The sequence below is a fragment of the Spirosoma aerolatum genome, from assembly GCF_002056795.1.
In the GTDB taxonomy this organism is placed as follows: domain Bacteria; phylum Bacteroidota; class Bacteroidia; order Cytophagales; family Spirosomataceae; genus Spirosoma; species Spirosoma aerolatum.
Window position 1 is genome coordinate 5,995,970 of the sequence record NZ_CP020104.1, and the last position, 21,599, is coordinate 6,017,568.

Annotated in this window: 14 protein-coding genes; 10 read left to right on the forward strand and 4 right to left on the reverse strand. The window is 48.4% G+C overall.

Annotated elements, in window-relative coordinates:
* Nucleotides 1–89: 89 nt before the first annotated feature.
* Nucleotides 90–1,418, forward strand: coding sequence for a TolC family protein (locus B5M13_RS24835; RefSeq protein ID WP_080058233.1), 1,329 nt, complete (start codon nt 90–92; stop codon nt 1,416–1,418).
* 102 nt (nt 1,419–1,520) lie between these two features.
* On the forward strand, nt 1,521–1,751 hold the full coding sequence (gene acpP / locus B5M13_RS24840; protein WP_080058234.1) for an acyl carrier protein: 231 nt from the start codon (nt 1,521–1,523) through the stop codon (nt 1,749–1,751).
* Nucleotides 1,752–1,864: 113 nt separating this feature from the next.
* Here the strand turns inward: acpP and ggt are convergent, their stop codons facing one another.
* A complete protein-coding gene (gene ggt, locus B5M13_RS24845; RefSeq protein WP_080058235.1) occupies nt 1,865–3,670 on the reverse strand; it encodes a gamma-glutamyltransferase in 1,806 nt (601 codons plus the stop codon).
* 209 nt (nt 3,671–3,879) lie between these two features.
* Here ggt and B5M13_RS24850 point away from each other — a divergent pair, with 209 nt between their 5' ends.
* Nucleotides 3,880–5,121: an ABC transporter permease gene (locus B5M13_RS24850; protein WP_080058236.1), complete on the forward strand. Its 1,242-nt coding sequence runs from the start codon at nt 3,880–3,882 to the stop codon at nt 5,119–5,121.
* 17 nt (nt 5,122–5,138) lie between these two features.
* On the opposite strand, the gene B5M13_RS24855 is transcribed toward B5M13_RS24850, so the two are convergent.
* Nucleotides 5,139–6,812 carry an NFACT RNA binding domain-containing protein gene (locus B5M13_RS24855; protein WP_080058237.1) on the reverse strand — a complete coding sequence of 558 codons (1,674 nt, stop codon included), beginning with the start codon at nt 6,810–6,812 and terminating at the stop codon, nt 5,139–5,141.
* Between the two features lie 289 nt (nt 6,813–7,101).
* On the opposite strand from B5M13_RS24855, the gene B5M13_RS24860 reads away from it, so the two are divergent.
* From B5M13_RS24860 to B5M13_RS24895, 7 genes are all read left to right on the forward strand, one after another.
* The gene (locus B5M13_RS24860; protein ID WP_080060073.1) at nt 7,102–10,386 is read left to right on the forward strand and encodes a SusC/RagA family TonB-linked outer membrane protein; all 3,285 of its coding nucleotides are present in this window, start codon (nt 7,102–7,104) and stop codon (nt 10,384–10,386) included.
* A 90-nt stretch (nt 10,387–10,476) separates the two neighbouring features.
* Nucleotides 10,477–12,213, forward strand: a complete 1,737-nt coding sequence (locus B5M13_RS24865) for a RagB/SusD family nutrient uptake outer membrane protein (RefSeq protein ID WP_080058238.1) — start codon at nt 10,477–10,479, stop codon at nt 12,211–12,213.
* Between the two features lie 113 nt (nt 12,214–12,326).
* Nucleotides 12,327–12,587: a hypothetical protein gene (locus B5M13_RS24870; RefSeq protein WP_080058239.1), complete on the forward strand. Its 261-nt coding sequence runs from the start codon at nt 12,327–12,329 to the stop codon at nt 12,585–12,587.
* Between the two features lie 142 nt (nt 12,588–12,729).
* Nucleotides 12,730–15,177 carry an endonuclease MutS2 gene (locus B5M13_RS24875; protein WP_080058240.1) on the forward strand — a complete coding sequence of 816 codons (2,448 nt, stop codon included), beginning with the start codon at nt 12,730–12,732 and terminating at the stop codon, nt 15,175–15,177.
* A gap of 95 nt (nt 15,178–15,272) precedes the next feature.
* Nucleotides 15,273–15,935: an HAD family hydrolase gene (locus tag B5M13_RS24880; protein ID WP_080058241.1), complete on the forward strand. Its 663-nt coding sequence runs from the start codon at nt 15,273–15,275 to the stop codon at nt 15,933–15,935.
* A 236-nt stretch (nt 15,936–16,171) separates the two neighbouring features.
* Nucleotides 16,172–17,080, forward strand: a complete 909-nt coding sequence (locus tag B5M13_RS24890) for an Abi family protein (protein WP_080058243.1) — start codon at nt 16,172–16,174, stop codon at nt 17,078–17,080.
* A 465-nt stretch (nt 17,081–17,545) separates the two neighbouring features.
* On the forward strand, nt 17,546–18,190 hold the full coding sequence (locus B5M13_RS24895; RefSeq protein ID WP_245859482.1) for a hypothetical protein: 645 nt from the start codon (nt 17,546–17,548) through the stop codon (nt 18,188–18,190).
* On the opposite strand, the gene B5M13_RS24900 is transcribed toward B5M13_RS24895, so the two are convergent.
* Both B5M13_RS24900 and B5M13_RS24905 read right to left on the reverse strand, forming a co-directional pair.
* Nucleotides 18,159–18,665 (reverse strand): MOSC domain-containing protein, encoded by a 507-nt coding sequence (locus tag B5M13_RS24900; RefSeq protein WP_080058245.1) that lies wholly within the window; start codon nt 18,663–18,665, stop codon nt 18,159–18,161. The two genes, B5M13_RS24895 and B5M13_RS24900, sit on opposite strands and share 32 nt — an antisense overlap.
* Before the next feature lie 161 nt (nt 18,666–18,826).
* Entirely contained in the window at nt 18,827–21,529 is a 2,703-nt protein-coding gene (locus B5M13_RS24905; RefSeq protein WP_080058246.1) for a DUF5686 and carboxypeptidase regulatory-like domain-containing protein, read from the reverse strand.
* Nucleotides 21,530–21,599: the final 70 nt, after the last annotated feature.

Below are 21,599 nucleotides of genomic sequence, written 5' to 3' on the forward strand. Positions count from 1 at the left end.
GCTATCGGCATACTATAGCTGGACCAAACTAACGTAGGTATTCCAGCGCACCGAAAGCGATAAACCGTAAACTGTAAACCTCTCAAAGTATGAACACTAAACTTTTAATACTGACTTCGTTGCTGGCAATCGGAGCGGCTCAGGCACAGAATCAGTCTGTTCCCGACGACTTACGAGCCCTAATCCAGCAGGCTAATGCGTATTATCCGGTGCTGAAACAGCAACAACAGCAAATTCAGGCGGGTGATTTACGGACTGATATTGCCCGATCGGCCCTGAAACCAAACGTATCCGGTAACGCGAGCTATCAATACCTTACACCCGTGGCACAGGCCACGTTGCCGGTCGATGGGGTGAACCGAACCATTCAGTTTCAGCCGAATCACAACGTCAATGCCTATGTTGGTGTTGGCCAAACCATTTACGACTGGGGCCGCACCAAAGCGTCGGTGCAGCAGGCTGCCGATAATGTACAGGTACTCCGTAGAAATATGGAAATTACCCAGCAATCGCTGGCCTATCAGGTTGCCGCTGCCTATTATGGCGTAGGCTTCTTGCAACGGAGCCTAAGTGTCCAGGATTCAGTAATCCGCACGGCGGGTGCGAATGTGCAACTACTGGTTACCCGCCTGCAAAATGGCGATGCGCTTCAATATGACGTGCTAACGCAACAGGTTCGGGTAAAAACGGCTCAGAACCGTAAAATTGAAATTCAAAATCAGCTGGAGCGGCAACTTGCCTTGTTAACTTACCTAACCGGCAATCCGAATCCCGATATTAGCCAGGCCGTAAACCAGTTCAATCTGGAAACGGCGGGCAGTAACGTAACCACACAGCCCTATACACTGGCCAACGATGCCCAATCGGCACTGGCAGGCAATAAGGATGTACAACTAGCGCAGGACCGGATTCGTCAGGCCGAAACCGATATTCTGGTCAACAACTTATCGGGCCGACCGAATCTTAGTTTTTCTGGATCAGCGGGTTACCGAAACGGCTATCTACCCGAAATAAATACTCCTCGGTTCAATATTGCGGCTGGCGTATCACTGGCTGTACCAATCTACTCAGGAAACCGTTATAAGTTACAGAACCAGGCAGCCCAACTGAACCTGAACGCCAGCCGATATGCCCTGGAGAGTGCGAATGCCCAGGTACGCCAGAGTATTGCCCAGCTCAATGCCGACATCCGAAGCAACCTGACGCGACTAGCCAATCTGGAGACGCAGGTCATTCAGTCGAAAAAAGCGCTCGATATTGCCAACGCTCGTTTACGAAATGGGGTCATCACCAATGTGGAGCTACAAAGCGCCGAAACGGGCGTAGAAGAAGCCGAATTAGGCCGCCTGAATTTCCAGTATCAATTATTGCTCAATCAGTTGGAATTAAAACGACTCCTGGGCGAGAACCTGCTTTGAGTCTGTCGGCTTCATTAAAATTTCATAAATCCACATACTAAACTGCCCCAAAAAAGGATTTTATAAGCGTATAGTAGGTTGAACTAAACAAAGAGCCATGTTATGAAAGAACGAGTGATTGATATCCTGAAGCAATTTGGCGTCTCTGAATCATCGGTTACAGAGCAGACCCATTTCTCGCGTGATCTTGGTTTAGATAGTCTCGACAGCGTTGATCTGATTATGCAACTAGAGCAGGAATTTGGCATCCGTATCCCTGACGAAGACCATCACAAGCTAGCTACCATGCAAGGCGTACTAACCTATCTGGAAGCCGAGCAGGCCGTTGTTTAACCGCCCTCCTTCTCAACAATATTTTTATACAAACCGTGAGGACGCAATAGACGCAAAGAGTAGTTTACTTCTGCGCCTGTTGCGTCCTCGCGGTTATGGGTAACTGAAACGGGTTAATAGCCACGCGCTGTATTATCCGCTCTAGGATCGGATGCGCCTTCATAAGAACCGTCGGGTCGGATGAGTACGCAGTCCATGCGTCCGAGCGTATTGGTCAGTTTTTCCAGAATATACCCTCGGTTTTGGAGCGCCTGAACTGTGGCTTCGGAGAAAGCCCCGTTTTCGAACGTTGTTTTATCGGGTAGCCACTGGTGGTGGAATTTAAGGGCATTGACGGCCTGCTGCATCGTCATGCCATGCTCAATAACGTTCAGGATGGTTTGGTAAACCGACGTGATGATCGTTGAGCCACCGGGCGTACCAACGACCATAAAGAGCTTGCCATCTTTTTCCAGAATGGTTGGCGTCATGGACGACAGCATCCGCTTACCGGGGGCAATGGCATTGGCCTGATTACCGATCAGACCGAACATATTCGGAACGCCCGGCTTCACACTGAAATCGTCCATCTCGTTGTTCATGAAAAAGCCCGCTCCACCAATCACCACTCGGCTACCATACCCCCCATTGAGGGTTGTAGTGATACTGACTGCATTCCCCTCTTTATCAACAATAGAGAAGTGCGTGGTTTCTAGACTTTCGTAACCAGGGATGGTTCCACCTTTTACATTTCGGCTATCGGTCGCTTTGGCCCACGAAAAATCCGTCCATCGATTACGCAGATAGTCGGGGCTGATCAGTTGACTTACAGGCACCTTTACAAAGTCGGGATCACCCAAGAATTTGGCGCGGTCGGCATACACACGTCGTTCAGCTTCGATCATCACCTGTACCGTACTATCGCGATTCCAGCCCCATTTACGCAAGGGATAAGGCTCCGTAAAGCGCATCATCTGCAACAGAGCTACCCCCCCGCTCGACGTTGGCGGCATCGTAATCACATTGTATTCCTTATACTTTGCCTGAATAGGCTCCCGCCAAGTGGCATGATAGTTTTTAAGATCTTCTTCGGTAATAAACCCTTTTCCCCGCACCATTTCTTCGGCCAGTAACCTAGCCGTTTCGCCTTCATAAAAGCCAGCCCGGCCCTGTGCCTGAATCCGTTGTAAGGTTTTCGCCAGATCCGACTGCACCAGCAAATCGCCCTTTTGCCAGCTTACGGTATCGGCAGGAACAGCACTTTTCAAAAAGTAATTTTTACCCGGATTGATCTTGAGTAGATCGGTTTTGATGCGGTTCAGGCCGAGAGCGTCCCGCTCAGTCAGGGCAAATCCTTTAGCGGCCAGATCGATAGCAGGTTGTAACACCTGGGCCCAGGTTAGTTTGCCAAATCGCTTATGCGCTTCGACCATGCCATCGACCGATCCAGGAACACCACTGGCCAGGTGTCCGCTGATACTCAGTCCGGGTATTACATTTCCCAGGGAGTCGAGATACATATTCTGCGTAGCGCGGCCAGGGGCTTTTTCACGATAATCGAGCGTATAGGCTTTGCCCGTCTGGTCGCGATACACCATAAAGCCCCCTCCACCGATATTACCCGCACCCGGATACACTACAGCCAGCGCAAACTGCACTGCCACAGCCGCATCGACTGCATTACCGCCCGCTTTCAGGATGTTCAGCCCCACCTGCGATGCTTCGGGGTGTGCCGACGCGACCATCCCGTTACGCCCAATAACCCCCACACGATCGGAGAAAAATGGCTTTATGGATGGATCTTCATCGCGGTACTGATAAACGCCCTGACTTTGGCTGACTTTGGTGCTCGCAGTGGTCGATGGGGCCTGGGTTTTACAAGCTGGCAAGCCACCGGCAACAAGCAGCCACAGAGCATATCGGATAATACGTTGGTTCATAGATACGTTTCAGGTTAAATCGTGATCGGCTGGTAAACTACAAAAATAACCGACGACGGCAGATCACCAAATCAACCACTTATCCTGCATAACCCGGCCCTTATCCGAAAAAAGTTGGCGAAAGTCTACCGGGCGAGTACATTCACAAAACGGAATAGCCTGTTGCTGAACACGCGCTTCTGTTCGTTCACACTTTTACGTTTTACTGGGTGAGATTCCTTCGTCAGATATTTGAAAGCTTCCGGTTCTCCTGGCAGGCCCTGCGCTCAAACCTGCTTCGTACCACGCTCTCCTTACTGGGCGTTACGGTCGGGATTTTCGCCATTATTGCCGTGTTTACCCTGGTTGATTCGCTCGAACGAAACATCAAGGATAGCCTGTCCTTCATTGGCGACAAAGTCGTGTATGTGCAAAAATGGCCCTGGATTTTTGGTGGGGAGTTTCAATGGTGGAAATACTTCCAGCGGCCTGTACCGACCTATTCTGAATACCGTTTTCTGAGCGACCGACTCGAAAGTGCAGAAGCCATCGTGGCTATGGATTTTAAAGGGCGAGTAACCATTAAGCATGATAATAATAGCATGGCATCGCTTATTCAGGGAACCACACTGGATTACAACAAGATTTCAGAAGTCCCCATCGAACAAGGCCGCTACTTCACCCAACAGGAGATCGATGTTGCCCGTAACGTAGCCATTATCGGAGCCGATGTCGCCGAAAATCTCTTTCCTGGTCAAGATCCGGTTGGCAAGACCTTCAAACTAAGTGGTCATAACTTCACCGTTATTGGCGTACAACGAAAAAAAGGAGAGAGTATCCTGAACGTGGGTGGCAATCCCGATATTAAATGCCTAATCCCTTATGGTGCTTTTGCCAAGATGTTCCATTCTGTTCAACCCGACATCGACATTGCCATCAAAGGCTATGACACCGACGAAGGATTGGTAGAACTGGAAAGCGAAATCCGGGGCTTACTTCGTACCCGACGCGGTCTGCGCCCATTACAGGAAGATAATTTTGCGATTAATCGACCCGAAGCAGCCGCCCAAGCCATCAGTGGGATTTTTTCCGTTCTGACCATAGCTGGTTGGGTAATCGGCGGGTTTTCCATTCTGATTGGCGGATTCGGAATCGCCAATATCATGTTTGTCAGTGTGAAAGAGCGAACGAACATAATCGGTATTCAGAAATCGCTGGGAGCCAAAAATTATTTTATCCTGTGCCAGTTCCTGTTCGAAGCTGTTCTGTTAAGTTTAGTAGGTGGGATAGCAGGTATTTTTTTGGTATACCTACTATCATTTATGGATTTAGGAAGCCTTGATCTTCAGCTCACCCCCGGCAATATTACACTAGGACTGGGCGTATCAAGCGTGATTGGTATACTATCGGGGATTATACCCGCTTTTTCGGCTGCGCGCATGGACCCTGTTATTGCGATTCGGGCTAAGTAAATGAGTAATAGCAAGCATTAATGCTCACTATCACCCCGAGGGACAACTAATACGACGTCTTCTTTTTCGATAATCACCTGCCCTTCAGCAAGACCTTTTGGTTTTCGCACAAACTTTTTTGGGGTTACTGTCACCGGGCATAAGCTGTCGGTCCGTCGTTTCGAGTACCAGGCCGCCAACTCAGCCGCTCGCTCGATTACATTTTTTGGAAACGGTTTCCCTGCCTGGTATTTAATAATTACGTGCGACCCCGCTACATCACGGGCGTGTAGCCAGAGGTCATCTTTATAGGCATAGCGCTGGGTTAGTAAATCATTATTCTTCGCATTTCGACCGATCAGAATGCGAAACGTATCGACTGTAACCTGCTTGAAAAGCGAATCTATAGCTTGCGGTATCCCTGCTTTTTCGGATCCATCCGCCAGCAGTTCGTGCTGCTTCACGTACCGACGTAGATCTTTTAATGTTTGCATAGACAGTATATCCTGTTTTTGCAGATTGATCCGGGCCACATCGGCCTCCCGTGTCGTTATTAAATCCGTTAAATACTGTTCCTCTATTTTTTCATTTTTTGCTTTACGGTAAAAGTTTTCAGCATTTTTTTGCGGACTTAAATCCGGCTTGAGTTTGAGTGTAACAGGCTGATCATGATAGAAATCGTATAGGGTTACTCGTTCAGGAGACCGTGCTCCCGGAACTGACGGAATATCGTGCAGATTTGCCATCAGAATATGCCCCATCTGTTCATGGCTAATGCCGTCTTCCCGCAAAATCATTCGTTGAAGCGTCGATTCCAATTGCGCTTCAGCCCTTTTTTGACGTTTTTCGAGTAGCCGAAGTAAGTTTGCTTTCTCAGCATCAAATACACTCAGGCCATTATAACGACTATAAAATCGGTTAGCGGCCTCAATTGGGTCTGAAAATTCCTGCTCTATATGGCCATAAGGCAACAGACTTAGCGCAGGTTTATGGTCGAAGCGGGTAAGATAATACTGCGGTTTTTCCAACTGCCGAAGCACATCCTGGATGATAGCCCACTTATCCTGAGGGGTCGCCTGAATCAACTGTTGCCATTGCTCGTCAATCCATCGGTTTACCAGTTTACCAAACGTTGGAAACAATGTACGATACTCAAATCCAGCCTGCTCAAACGCTTCATAAGATTGATCAATTGGGCGCTCAAATGCAGAAAGCATCAACTTCTCATCCGTCAACAATTGGCGGTTAAATAGATCTATAACTTTATCATGATGGAATGCCAGTAAGTTCGGGCGGTTACCGAAGAATTTGAACACCAATGTGAAGTTATCCTCCAGTTCAATGGCCAGACACCGTTCGTTTAAAAAAGACCGAACGCCAATAACAGCCCGTTCGCTACCTTCACCCCCTATCACCGTTTCAAACAGATCAACGCTATTGGTACGAGCTCGCTGTACACGATCAGGAAACATCATCCCTGAGAAATCCGGTCGGAGGGTAGCTTTAATATATAACGGTTTATAGTAATTGACTTTGCCCTTAGCTTCTGCGAAAACCAGTACGACTTCATCACGATCCTGGCTATAACATTCCATAAATCGCAACGGTATTTTCTTTTCTGGTGCCTCATCAAAATAGGGGGTAAAACTACCTATTAGCCTCACTTGAAGAGCTTGAGTAAGTTGCCGCAGAAAGTAATAGTTTGTATGCATAATGTTACAAAAGTAACATCAGAAGTACTCAAGTTTTTTATGAAGCGATTTTTTTAAAAAATTCAGTAAAACAGAGCGTTTATATAACAAAATAAATAATCAATATAATTATTTTAAAATAATATGCTGATTATCAGCATATTAATAAAATATAACATATAATTTTATTAATAAAAAATTAATTCAGGCATTTTTTAGGATGGTTTTTTATTACGATTTCTTTTTGAAATATAATTTAACTAACCTAATATTGATGCGTTTACTCATTTTTCAAACCAACCTAATCTTCATGAAAGCATCGTTCTACAGGTTTCTGCAGACCGCTTTTCTGGGTGCAGTCCTACTGCTTTGGAGCCTCCATGCTTCAGCCCAAGACCGTCGGGTGACGGGTAAAATTACGGGGGCCGATGGAGCCGTACCCGGAGCCAACATCGTCCTGAAAGGGACCCAAACTGGTACCTCTTCCGACGCCAGTGGTAATTTCTCAATCAATGTTCGAGGTAGCAGTCCCGTACTGGTAATCTCGGCCATCGGCTTCAAAACCCAGGAAGTCAATGTGGGCAATCAAAGCAACCTTGACGTCCGTCTTGAAGACGAAGCCACCGCCCTGAGCGAAGTCGTCGTTACCGGGTACTCCACCGAAAACCGCCGGGATGTAACCGGAGCCGTTTCCACCGTTAAACCCGCTCAGTTAAAGGTCGTTCCTTCCACCAACGTCGAACAACAATTGCAGGGTCGGGTAGCCGGGGTCACCGTCATCACCAACGGACAGCCAGGTACTTCGTCCCAGGTTCGGGTTCGGGGCTTCGGTTCGTTCGGGGGTAACCAGCCACTTTATGTGGTCGATGGCGTACCAACCCAGACGATTGCCTTCCTGGCGCCTGATGATATTGAATCGACCACCGTCCTGAAAGATGCCGCTTCGGCTTCGATCTATGGAGCCCGGGCCGCTTCCGGGGTGATCGTTATCACCACCCGCAAAGGCCAGCGTCGGGCCCAAAAGCTGAGCGTAAGCTACGATGGTCTTTATGGGGCTACCGATCCAGGCAAGAGCCTGCCGATCCTCAACCCCCAGGAGCAGGCTGACTGGACCTGGCAGGCTCGTAAGAATGACATTTATCAGGGCACCTATCCATCCAACGACTTCAAAGGCTTAGCCGGAGGTCAGTATGGGGAAGGGGCTACGCCGGTGTTACCGGATTATCTGCTGGTGGGTAGCCGTTCGGGCTTGTCGGCTTCGCAGGTGGATCTGACCGCAGAAGCAGCCAAGTACAACGTCAACCCAGCCAACGGGGCGATCTATAACGTCATTCCGTCTAACAAAGCGGGTACCAACTGGTACAAAGAGATCACCCGGGTGGCTCCGCTGATGCGGCACAACATTGGTTTTTCGGGCGGTACCGAATCGAGCCGGTTCTATGTAGCGCTGGGCATGCAGCAACAGGCCGGTATCATTACTTATAATGAATACTCGCGCTACACGCTACGGGCCAACACTGAGTTCGACATCACCAAGAAACTCCGCTTTGGCGAAAACTTCCAACTCGCTTATGTGAAGACAAAAGGCCTTTTGGGCGGTGTTGGTAGCATTCTGGGTAACTCGACCAACAACAACTCGTCTTCATCATCCGACGAAAACGAAGTATTGTCCGCTTATCGGATGCCACCGATCATTCCGGTGTATAACTCCTTCGGAGGGTATGCCGGTACAGCTGCTCCGGGCTTCAACAACCCACGTAACCCGGTTGCTGACCGTCAGGCACGAGCCAATGATGCTTCCTTCCAGATTTTCGGATTCGGTAATGCCTACCTGGAGTATGATGTGATTCCATCCCTGACCCTGCGCAGCAGCTTGGGGGGTACTTACTTTACCAACTACTTTAATAGCTATGGTCGGGTGCAGTATGAGAACTCGGAAAACAACACCACCTATACCTACAGCGAAGGTGCTGGCTACGGCTTAGCCTGGACGTTTACCAACACCGCTCACTTCAAGCAGAAGTTTGGTATCCATGACATCGACGCCCTGGCCGGTATCGAAGCCCTCAATACAGGCTTGGGCCGTAACATCAGCGGTTCAGGTCAGAACCCCTTCTCGACCGACCCTAACTATGTAACCATCAGCACCACCACACCGGGAGCTACTCGTGGCGTTGGTAGCGGTTACAGCCTGGGAAACAAGTTCTACTCGCTGTTTGGTCAGGTACGCTATACCTTCAATGATAAATATATCATTACGGGCGTTGTTCGCCGGGATGGTTCATCGCAATTTGCCGCTGCTAGCCGGTACGGGGTTTTCCCAGCCGTGTCGGCCGCCTGGCGTTTGTCATCCGAAGACTTCATGAAGAATCTGCCCTGGGTATCTGACCTGAAAATTCGCGGTGGATACGGTACCATGGGTAACTCCAACTTCCTGAATGCCACCAACCAGTACAGCCTCTATGCAGGAGGTGCCGGTCAGGGATACGACATCGGTGGAACCAACAACTCGATTGCGGCTGGTTTCTATCGTAGCCAGATCGGAAACCCCGCTGCCAAGTGGGAAACCAACGTGACCAGCAACATCGGTATCGACGGAGCCTTCTTCAACAACAAACTCGAAGTCGTGCTTGACTTCTGGCGCCGGGATACCAAAGACCTGCTCTACCAACTGGCTCTGCCCGGTGTAGTAGGCGTTCGTTCAGGGGCCCCATTCAAAAACCTGGCCAGCATGCGTAACGAAGGGATCGACATCCTGGTCACCAACCGGGGCAACATCAACAGCGATCTGAGCTACGAAGTGACGGCCATTGCCGGTTTGCTCAACAACAAGATCGTCGCAATCGACCCGCTGGTGCCTTACTTCTACGGTGGGGGTACGCGTCTGAGTGGCAACGTAGTACGCAACGAGCCAGGTCATGATCTGTCGTCGTTCTACGGCTACAAAGTGATCGGTCTGTTCAACAGCAAGGAAGAAGTGGCCGCTGCTCCCACCCAGGAAGGCGCGGGTCCAGGTCGGTTCCGCTATGCCGACACCAACGGGGATGGTAAAATCACGGCTGATGACCGGCAGTATCTGGGCAGCCCGATTCCGAAAATGACAGGTAGTATCACCCTGACGCTGAAGTACAAAGGCTTCGATCTGAACACTAACCTGTACACCTCGCTGGGCAACAAGATCTTCAATAACCAGCGTTGGTTCACCGATTTCTATCCCTCCTTCACGGGGGCGGCTATGGGAGCTCGGGTAAAAGATTCATGGTTGCCTACGCACACCAATACAACGGTGCCCATTTTCGAGAGTGCGTCGAACTTCAGCACCAACACCCAGCCCAACTCCTACTACGTAGAGAACGGTTCGTATGCCCGGATGCAGTACCTGACCCTGGGGTATACTTTCCCCTCGACGATCCTCAACAAGATCAACATGAATCGGCTGCGTATATCGTTATCGGCTACCAACCTGTTCACCATCACCAAATACACGGGTATGGACCCAGGTGTAGGTGGCTCGGCGGATACCAACTTCGGTATCGATGTGGGTAACTACCCCGTTCAGCGTGGCTACAACGTTGGCTTAAGCTTCGGGTTCTAATAGGCTATGTAAGAAAGGTTAGTCTGTTTGCATAATCTGACTAACCTTTCAAAGAATCACCTTGATATCTTTTTAAGGCTCAAAAGCACAATGAAAACACTGATTACCAAAGGCACGCTGACCGCCACTCTGCTGATGGCCGTCTCTTTTGCCTGTACCGACAAATTCCTGGAAGTGCCCGCCACCGGACAGCTATCCGGTGCCCAGCTTACGACTAAAGCGGGTCTGGATGGTCTGCTGATGGGGGCCTACGCCCAGCTCAACGCCCGGGGCTTCTCCCAGTCAGCCAGCTCTTTCAACTGGGTGCGGGGTAGCGTATCTGGGGGCGAAGCCAACAAAGGCTCCAACTCCGGCGACTTTAACGCCCTGACTCCCTACGAAACCTACCAGCTCCTGCCCTCCAGTGGTGAAGTCAACGCCAAATGGAATGCCATGTATGAAGGGGTGGCTCGCTGTAACTCCGTACTCCGTTCACTCGGCTCTGCCGGATCGGATGTGACGGCCGCTCAAAAAACGGGACTTCAGGCTGAAGCCCGCTTTCTGCGAGGTCACTACTATTTCGAACTGAAACGGAACTTCAACATGGTGCCCTTCATCGACGAAACCGTCGATTACGGCACCGGCATCGAGAAAGTAGCCAACAATGCCGACATCTGGCCCAAGATCGAAGCCGACTTCAAGTTCGCGCAGGATAACCTGCCCGCTACCCAGTCGTCCGTGGGTCGGGCCAACAAGTGGGCCGCGATGGCCTATCTGGCGAAGACCTACCTCTACGAGAAGAAGTACACGGAGGCCAAGGCCCTCTTCGATCAGGTCATCACCAGTGGGGTTACCAGCAATGGCCTGAAGTATAAATTGCTGGATAACTATTCGGACAACTTCAATGCCGCTAAAGACAACGGTTCGGAGTCCGTGTTTGCCATCCAGGCCGCTGCCAATGCCGGTAGCTCGGATAACGCTAACCCCGATCTGGTGCTGAACTTCCCTTACAACACGGGTTCGAATGGTCCGGCTGGGTGCTGCGGATTCTTCGCTCCCAGCTTCGAATTAGCTAACTCGTTCCGGGTCGACGCCAAAGGCTTACCGCTGCTGGATGGTTCCTATAACACGGGCGCTAATCAGCTGAAAACCGACCAGGGGATTGCCTCTAGTGCGGCTTTCACCCCCGATGCGGGTCCGGTCGATCCTCGTCTGGATTGGTCAATTGGCCGTCGGGGCATCCAATACCTGGACTGGCAGCCTCACCCTGGTCTGGACTGGATTCGTGACCAGAGCTTTGCGGGTCCTTACTCCCCCAAGAAGTTCGTCTTCTACAAGTCACAGGATAAGGTGCTGACCGATGGTAGCTCGTGGACGGATGGTTACTCGGCCATCAACTACAACATCATCCGGTTTGCCGATGTGCTGCTGATGGCGGCAGAATGTGAAGTCGAAGTAGGCAGTTTAGCAACCGCCACCAACTATGTCAACATGGTGCGCACACGAGCAGCTAACCCTGCCGGTTTTGTAACCCAGAATGGCAAGCCAGCGGCTAACTATGTGATCAGCAATTATCCAACGTTTGCCGATAAAGCCACGGCTCGTGCCGCTGTTCAGTTCGAGCGGAAGCTGGAGCTATCGGGAGAAGGTCACCGGTTCTATGATCTGGTTCGTTGGGGCACAGCGGCCACGGTACTGAACGCCTTCCTGGCTTATGAGAGCAAGCTGTTGCCGACGGCTTATTCGGGTGGCAAGTTCACGGCAGGACGTGATGAGTATCAGCCCATTCCGCAAACCCAGATCGACTATCAGGGTAAGGATGTGCTGGCACAAAACCCCGGCTACTAAGCTAATCAAGACTAGTTTTTACAAAAAAGCCACCCAATCCCGGGTGGCTTTTTTGTATATAAACATTATTAGGAAGCACCGGTTATTTTTATACATCAAAACATACTAACGTTATGGCTAATCATAAAACCACAGACCAACCAGGCTCCAATGATATGCAGCCTAATCGGGAACGAACACGCAACCAACAGGCACACGACACAAGTGGTCAACGACCCAACGCCGAGCAAACGATGACAAATGCCAACAAAAGCAAGCAGGGGCCAGAAAACGAACACATGCATCAGGAGATGAGCAAAGCCGAGCTTGCCGATGAACGGGGTGGCCATGGTCACTCAGGTCATAGCGGCAACCGTAACGGAAGCCGTAAGTAATGCCGAATGCTGAATGATTCTACAAAAATCATTCAGCATTCCCCTTCCTTGAACCCACTTATATTCTCTTCTGTTATCTATTTAGTAAATATGGTAATACACGAAAGCTTATAGCACTTTTACTGCTGAACAAACTGATTAAATGCTTTACCCAAATACCTTAGAGGTTAAACTAGGTTTTGATTCTATCCGTGAACGGCTTAAAGAAGCCTGCGTGAGTCCACTGGGACAGGATTATGTCGAAAAAATCCGATTCACGGATAATACCCAACTAATTGATAAATTACTCCGTCAGACTACTGAATTCAAACAGATTGTTCAGTACGAACCTGATTTTCCAACTAGTAATTATATTGATGTTCGCCCCCATCTAAGCCGTGCGCGTGTAGAAGGACTCGCCCTAACAGAAGCCGAATTCTTTGATCTTAAATTAGCTCTTCGAACGGTTCAGGATTGTTTACGCTTTTTAACCCGGCATGCAGATACCCACCAAAGTGATTCAAAGCGTGACGAAGTCAGTAATTTCCCGTTTTTACGAGAATTAGCAGGCCCCGTTAGCCTTGACAAAAAACTGACTGATTCACTTGAGCGGGTAATCGACGACCGAGGTAATGTTCGGGACTCAGCTTCGCCAGAACTAGCCAGTATCCGTCGGCGAATAATTGGTGAGCAAGCCAATCTTCGAAAACGACTTGATAGCATTCTACGGCAGGCCAGGCAAAACGGCTGGATACCCGACGACCTTTCCCTAACCGTACGTGGTGGACGTTTAGTCATTCCAATTGCTGCCGAACACAAACGTAAGATTAAAGGGTTTGTCCATGATGAATCACAGACTGGTCAGACTGTCTTTCTAGAGCCTGCCGAAGTTTTCGATGCCAACAACGAAATCCGTGAGCTTGAATACGAAGAGCGACGTGAGATTTACCGGATTTTATTGGCTCTTACTGATCAAATCCGCCCACATCTGGATGACTTACGCAAAGCGGTTAATTTCCTGGCCCAGATTGATTTCATTCGGGCAAAGGCCAAATTAGCAGTTCAGTTGGAGGCTTCCATGCCCAAATTACTGGAGCGGCCCCTTGTGAACTGGACAAATGCCCGGCACCCTCTACTCTACCTGTCGTTCATGAAACAGGGAAAAACAGTAGTCCCACTACAGGTTCGACTGGATGAAAAGGCCCGAATCCTCATTATTTCCGGGCCGAACGCTGGAGGTAAGTCAGTTGCTCTCAAAACGATTGGCCTACTGCAGTATATGCTCCAGTGTGGGCTCTTAGTCCCTATGGAAGATTACTCGGAAATGGGCGTTTTTCAGAATTTATTTATCGACATTGGCGATGAGCAATCCCTGGAAAACGACCTGAGTACCTATTCATCACACCTGACCTCCATGAAGCAGTTCCTGATTGGAGCCAATAAACGTACCTTATTTCTGATCGACGAATTTGGTACGGGTACCGAACCTGGCCTGGGTGGAGCTATTGCCGAATCTATTCTGGAAGATCTGGCCAAATCAGGGGCCTACGGCGTTATCAATACGCACTACACCAACCTGAAAGTTATGGCCGACAAAACGCCGGGGTTGGTCAATGGAGCCATGCGATTTGATGGTGAACATCTCGAACCACTCTATCAATTAGAAATTGGTCGTCCAGGCTCATCATTTGCGTTTGAGATTGCCCAGAAAATCGGATTACCGAAAGGTGTAATTGACCGGGCGAAAGAAAAACTGGGGACTCAGCAGGTTAACTTTGAGAAATTACTGAAAGAACTGGATATTGAAAAGCGGGTGTTCTCCGAAAAGAACCTGGAAATCAGTATTAATCAGCGGAAACTTGCTCAGCAATTAGCTGAATACACAGCCCTGAAAACCCGTCTGGACAATGAACAGAAGAAGATCGTTAACGAGGCTAAGCAAAAGGCGAAAACCCTCGTTCAGGAAGCGAATCAGCGCATCGAAAACACCATTCGGGAGATCAAAGAGAACAAGGCTGAACGCATAGCTACTAAACAGGTTCGGCAGGAATTAGAGCGTTTTGAGCAAAAAGAACTCAAGCCAGAACCTATCCTTGCTGAAGCCCCAAAACCCCTCGAGGAAGAGTTCGAGAAAGATAACGGTGCCATCGCCGTAGGAAGTTACGTTCGGATTACCGGACAAAATGCCATTGGTGAAGTCATATCACTTCGGGGAAAAGATGCTGAAATTCGCATTGGTGACCTGAAATCGACTATAAAGCTTAACCGTCTTGAAAAAGTCAGCCGAAAAACGTTTAAAGACGCTACAGAAGTCCGTGATGACCGGCCTCGAAGCCAGGGCGTCGATATGAACGAGAAAATGCAGAACTTTAGCTTTAACCTCGACATTCGGGGCAAACGTGGCGAAGAAGCGTTGGGAGAGGTCGATCGTTTTTTCGACGACGCGCTAATGCTCGGCTACCCCGAATTACGCATAGTACATGGTAAAGGCGACGGTATCCTGCGAACCCTCGTTCGAAATCATCTGCGCGGCTATAAACAGGTAGCCCGAATGGAAGATGAACACGCCGACCGAGGTGGTGCAGGCGTTACTATTGTGAAAATGAAATAATTTACCGATCACGGTATTTGGTTCATGGTTTAAAATTGACTTTCTCTTACGTCAGCCCACCGTATACCAAATACCGTAAACCTTGCACCTAAACGATGAAAGCTGTAATTTTTGATATGGATGGCGTGCTGGTCGATACCAACCCACACCACCGGATTGCCTGGGGCGAATATTATCAACGAAATGGGAAAAGCCTGAGTGATGACGACTTTGTTCAGTATGTTTCTGGGAAACACAACAAAGATATAGTCGCTCATTTGTTTGCCAATCAACCACTTACTCATGAAGAAATCCTCCGGCTGAGTAACGAGAAGGAAGCCCTGTTTCGGGAGCTATATAGCCCGGTGATTACACCCGTCGCTGGTTTAATCCCATTCTTACAAGCCCTTCAATCCGCCGGTATTCGGATGGCGGTAGCGACCTCGGCCCCTGCTGAAAATTTAGATTTTGTCGTCGACACGCTGAATATTCGGCCCTATTTCGACGCCTTACTCAACGAAAGCATGGTCAGCCATCCCAAACCCGATCCGGAAATTTACCAGAAAGCCATGGCTATGCTTGGCGTTGAACCTGCCGAAAGTGTCATTTTTGAGGATTCGATGACGGGCATTCAGGCGGCTAAGGCGTCGGGAGCAACCGTAGTTGGCATGGCTACCACCCAAACGCCCGACGAGTTACGCCCATTCGTAGACGACACGGCCCATGATTTTACCGAATTAAACCTTGACCGCATCCAGCGGCTAGTTAAAGTTTTTTAGAAAAGGAGGACTTTAATTATCATAATAAGTTTTCTAAAGATATAGTTGTTTTTCAACTCCATCTGGTTTACTAGTAGAGCTATATCCGATAAAAACTTTGAAAAATCTGTAGCGTCTATTATATTTGTATCAACAGTACACGCCACGCTACCCATAAGAACAGCGTCCCAGGGCGTGTCTTTTGCTTTTATAAGCAATCTCCACTGCTTTTCAAGTATATTTTATGAGCTATATACATGTATAATAAAGGGGCTCTTACAATAGAACAACAAATCAACCAATTAAAAGAGCGTGGATTAAAGATCACTGAACAGGATAACGCATCTCATTTCCTTAGTCAAATTAGTTATTATAGATTAGCTGGCTACTGGTGGCCAATGCAGGAAGATAAAGTAACTCATACGTTTAAGCCTAATAGCCGCTTTTCGGATGTAATTGCACTGTACGACTTCGATAGGAAATTAAGAATACTACTATTCGATATTATCGAAAAGATAGAAATAAGCTTAAGGACAAAATTAATATACCATCTATCAAATGACGAAGACCCTTGGTGGTTCCAAAATACAAGCTTATTTCAAAATACCAGTGAGTTGGTTAAATCTCTTTTTATACTAGACGAAGAGATCGAACGCTCAAAAGACATATTTATTAAAGAGCACAAGAGAAAACATAAAGATGACTTACGATTCCCTCCTGCATGGAAAACTCTTGAGCTAACAAGCTTCGGCAGTTTATCAAGATTATATGGTAACCTTAAAAATAACATCAAGGCTAAAGACACAATAGCTAAAGAACTTGGTACAGTTAATCATACTTTTTTACCTAGCTGGCTCCAGTCTATTGCTCAAATAAGGAATTTCTGCGCTCACCATAGCAGACTATGGAACCGAAATCTACCAGGTAAACCTAAGCTACTGCCAAATCCTCCCAATCGATGGATTAAGGATATACCTAAGGAAAATGAATTCCCTATGCTGTATGTGCATTTATGCTGCATGAAATATCTATTAAATGTTATAGACCCTGAGAACCAATTTAAGGAAAGATTGGCAGGGCTACTGGTAGAATACCCAAACGTTGACCCTAATGCTTTAGGCTTAAAACCTGATTGGCAGAACGAACCTCTGTGGAATAAAGTATAGAGACCTAGATCTCATAATTCACGTTAAAGCAGGCATTTAAGAAACCCATTTTGATATGGCTGATATGTATTTTACTTAGCATTTTCGAATTCATCTATCTCGGCTTTCAATTAAAGCTGTAAGCTTCTGACAGTTTCAATCTAGGATGAAACTACAACTTAAAGTTTTTTAACAGCATTGAACAGGAGGAATCAGTATTTTTGCTGATTCCCACATCAGAAAATGGGTTGTCATTTGTGGCCATAATTAGTCGTAACCCGAAAGACAGACCATTAAACCTTACTTGATTAGCCTAGTCAAAACCAAACACGTATTATTCGGTTCGCGATGCTCAAACAACTCCTTTTTTGTCTTTGTCTGGTTGTATTGATCAGTAAATCAGACACCGTATGGGCTCAAGGGAAATACGTAATTGGAACGGTCATTGATCAAACGACCCAAAAAACAGTCGACAAGGTTTTTGTCGTGAATCAACGCACGCGGCAACGGGCTCGTACCAACGCATCAGGACGATTCTTTTTGACAGTACAACCCGGTGATTCACTGATTCTTACCAGCCAGCTTTACAACAGAGTCGGTATTCGGTATGATGGTTCCGATAACCCAACTATCGTTGCCAAAGCCCTCCCTCCTATGCCCTACCGTGTGGTCGATCTAGACGAAGTAACGGTAACCGGGAAACGCTATGAAGAAGTAAAGCGGGAAATCAAAGAATTACTCGACGAGCCTGTGGCCACCAAGAAAGTGAGTGGCGAACAGGCATTCGATCGCATTGCTGACGGTGCAGGTGTCACCCTTCTCTACGAAGTGTTCGGCAAACGCCCAAAGTCGGACAGAAAAGCATATTATATCATGCAACAGGACCGCCGTCATGAACTAGCCCTCGAACGCTTCCGGCTATTGGTTGAACAATCGACCAACCTGAAAGCCGACGAGATCGACCGCTTCTTCGATTTCTGCGACCTGGACGAAGATTTCCTGCTCAAATCTGAAGACTACGATTTGATCAATACCATTCAGCAACTTCGGAGCCGTTACCGCCAGGGAATGACGCGCCCCAGCCGACTGGCCCCCGATCCTAATCAGTCGGCGCCAAAGCCTCGTCCATAGTCAAAACCGTTACAACATCGCCTATCTGAATGCTTCCGCCTTTCAGCACGCGGGCGGTTAGTCCACCGTGACCGCGCATGGCATTGTAGCCCCCAGGTCCCAGAGCCGTTTCCATTTTCGAACAAGGATGGCACTGCCCGGTAATCTCCAGGACAACATCGCCAATCTGAATCTGATGGTCTTTAAGGGCCGTCAGATTCAGGCCCGAAATAACCAGATTTCGACGCAGAAGTGCCGGATCGACCTGCTCATGCCCCGTTAGCGAGGCTACAACGGGCAAGTACTCCGCCTGAATAAGGGTCACATGCCGATTGCCACTGCGACCGCTGTAATGATCGCCCACCAGGCCTTTTTTTTCGGATACCTCGACGGCATCAACCACATTCATAAACGCATCCCGCTCGGGTCGAAGGCCAATCCATTCTAACCGTCCCGGACGGGGAAAGGTGTTGAGTAAGTCTTTGATAGTCTGCACCGGGATTTAGCTAATTTAAGGATTAAAGGGATTTTGTAAAGCGCTAATCAGAAAACAGCTCAGAAACATAATCTGTTTTATTTCTTGCAATTTTTCAAGGGCTTAAATTGCCTGGAAGCAAAATCCAGGCAATCCAGTAATCCGTTAAATCCCGGTCCGAATTACCGACCAAATTTCAATGTCGTTCCGATTCGGAAACCCAACCCCTGGTATTTGGCATCCTGCCACTGTGAGATAACTTCTACCCGGAAAAACGGAAATACCTGAGGAATCAGTCCGTCCAGACCATACCCTATTTCGGTATAATTCTTCGACGCGGGGGTATAGAGGTAATGCACAAACAGGTTCTCTTTCAGTCCAATGAGTCGCACCAGGGTCAACTGCGTAATGAAGAACTTTCTGAATTCAGCCAGTACATGGGCTTCGGCAAACCGTTTGCCGGTGCTATATTGATAGTAAGGCAGTAGCCGATAGGTAGAAACAGCATCGCCCTGCTGAAAGAAAAACTCATTACCAGCAAAGTGCTTGAAATCCGGGAAGTACACCTGCCGATCGTTGACAAAGGCCCCCGCACTCAACTGATAATTCAGCCGACTCCGAATCCCCGTCTCGAACGAGTGGCTAATCGTAGCTTGTAGGAAATCATAGTCAGCGTCGGCCATGCCTTTCCGGTAATTCAGCGTTAATACAGGTGCATCGTTGGCGCGACGGGCAATGCGTCGGCCATTCCGAATGATGTATTCCGTTGAGCCTAAACGGGCCGAAGCCGACAAATTAAATACCAGTGCGTTATGTGTTGGGAAGGCTGTGCTGGCTACTTCGGCATTGTCGGGCCGATTCGGGGTAAACGTCCGGTTGCGCCAATCAATCCACGGTTTGAGATCTTCCCGATAGTTGGCCAGTTCGGTACGTCGGGCATATTCCAGACTTCCCGTTACCTTCAGTCGGTCGTGAAACGGCGAGGCATTGACCGTCAGATTCAGGTAATCTTTCTGATACAGCTTGATAAAATTCTGTTCGAACAACAACGTTGTCAACGAGTTCAGAAAGGGGCTGATCGGATTATCAGGATTGAACTGATTCAGATACCTGCCGCCTGAAATCCCTAGTTTCGTATTCCTATACTGATACCCCAGTTGGCCGTATCCAACGAACTGTTTCCGGCCAAATTGGTAACGCCCTGTGCCCCCAACCGTCCATTCACCAAGGGGAATCTTTACAAACCGATTCACGGAATCCACTTTAGGACTATACCGAAGAGTCAACGCTCCTTCGAGTGTGTATCCTTCCACGGTATTGTATTCAATCCGTTCAATGGGACTGGTATAGGCCAACGACGTTCGTTTCGCCAAACGCCAGGTATGCCCAAACAGCAAATGGTCGACACCAAACTTTTTCTTTTTCTTGTTGAGGCTGTCCTGTCGGGCACTATCGGCTTTTAGCTCAACTTTGGTTTTGATCTGACGAATCAGGCCCAGACTATCGGCTTTGTTATAGCTTTTGATTTCGGCCGTCGTTAGTGGAACCGACCGAAGCGAATCCCAGAACGTATTGGAACGACGACGCGCCATTGAATCCACCACCATCGAATCATTTCGGACAACGGCTACATCTTCTTTACGTTTTTTTCGGGCCTCTTTTTCCTGCTTTTCATACTCCTTTACCATTTGCCGCAGGTTTTTGGTCGAAAATTCCTTCTGCTTTTTCACCAGATCATCTAACTGAGCGCCTTTGATTTCTCCTTTCGACAACGTTTGGGCGGGTGGGGCTTTCTTCTCATCGGCCACTTCAATATCCTCCACAAAGGCTGGATTCACCACAAATTCGCTGAAGGTCAGGTTTCGGATGTAGTACCCTTCAGCCTTTACGCCCAGATAGGACCCTTTGCCACTATACCGTTGATTGACAGGCATCCAGACGCCCTGTACGGGGCTGCATATATGCCGAATGGTAAACGAGATGCCAATGTTATTGACCGTTTCCAACTGCAAACTATGAATGGCCCAGGTATTTTCCAGGATATAGATAGTCCCCCGAAATACGCCCTCGCCATACTGACGCGGAATGACCTGAATTTTACTCACTTCGACCGGAACGCCCCCGGCACCAACTTCACGAAATGTGCCCTTGTACTCGAACTTGTAATAGGCAAAGGCTTTGGGCGATAAAGGTGATACCGTTTCAGCAATAACCGGATCGTAAAAACTGGCGTTAAAGAACCGGCTCGGGTTCAGGAAATCGCCCTGTGAATTTCGATTGGCGATGATGCGTTGCCGATAGGTATTGGGCTGGGTAAAGATCACTTCCGAAACCGTTTCATTCAGTAAGGGTACGCCTACTTTAAAATTGGCTTCGCGTTCGGCTTCCTTCAGTTGCTTCTTAAACGCCATTTCGGCCAGATTCGGCAAATCCGTGACGGTGATCGACGATTTGGTGTATACTCTTGCCTTAAATCGCTGTACCTGAAGCTGATGAAAACGACTTTTGGCAATGGCCCGACGCATAATAGTATAAGCAGGATCTTCATTACCCGCTTTGGTTTGCACCTCCGCCAACCGTAACGCCTGTTCTTCGAGAGTCGCATCCAGCGTAATAAAACCTGTGGTTATCTCTACCGATTTCTGAATAGTCTGGAAACCCAGATACTGAAATACGATGTCGTACTTACCCGGTGCCAGTCCTATTTCGTACCGTCCTTCGGCATTCGTAATGGTCCCGTTTGGCGTTCCTTTCACGATCACAGCCGCAAAGGGAAGAACTTCACCCTGTTTGTTTTTGACGATCCCCCGTAGACCCGTACTACCTTGCGCCAGCACGACTATCGAATAGATAAGAAAAAGTAAACTGAGTATGACTGATTTCATAAAGTAAGGCTGTATTCTATAACGAATATACTAAAACTAGTGAATGGGAACTTTAGTCAGGTAAGTTGGC

What these genes read in the sequence shown, in the direction of transcription:
- B5M13_RS24890 (WP_080058243.1), top strand. Translation starts at nt 16,172, where the DNA reads ATGTATAATAAAGGGGCTCTTACAATAGAACAACAAATCAACCAATTA.
- B5M13_RS24835 (WP_080058233.1), top strand. Translation starts at nt 90, where the DNA reads ATGAACACTAAACTTTTAATACTGACTTCGTTGCTGGCAATCGGAGCG.
- B5M13_RS24875 (WP_080058240.1), top strand. Translation starts at nt 12,730, where the DNA reads ATGCTTTACCCAAATACCTTAGAGGTTAAACTAGGTTTTGATTCTATC.
- B5M13_RS24905 (WP_080058246.1), bottom strand. Translation starts at nt 21,529, where the DNA reads ATGAAATCAGTCATACTCAGTTTACTTTTTCTTATCTATTCGATAGTC.
- B5M13_RS24860 (WP_080060073.1), top strand. Translation starts at nt 7,102, where the DNA reads ATGAAAGCATCGTTCTACAGGTTTCTGCAGACCGCTTTTCTGGGTGCA.
- B5M13_RS24870 (WP_080058239.1), top strand. Translation starts at nt 12,327, where the DNA reads ATGGCTAATCATAAAACCACAGACCAACCAGGCTCCAATGATATGCAG.
- B5M13_RS24880 (WP_080058241.1), top strand. Translation starts at nt 15,273, where the DNA reads ATGAAAGCTGTAATTTTTGATATGGATGGCGTGCTGGTCGATACCAAC.
- B5M13_RS24855 (WP_080058237.1), bottom strand. Translation starts at nt 6,812, where the DNA reads ATGCATACAAACTATTACTTTCTGCGGCAACTTACTCAAGCTCTTCAA.
- B5M13_RS24865 (WP_080058238.1), top strand. Translation starts at nt 10,477, where the DNA reads ATGAAAACACTGATTACCAAAGGCACGCTGACCGCCACTCTGCTGATG.
- ggt (WP_080058235.1), bottom strand. Translation starts at nt 3,670, where the DNA reads ATGAACCAACGTATTATCCGATATGCTCTGTGGCTGCTTGTTGCCGGT.
- acpP (WP_080058234.1), top strand. Translation starts at nt 1,521, where the DNA reads ATGAAAGAACGAGTGATTGATATCCTGAAGCAATTTGGCGTCTCTGAA.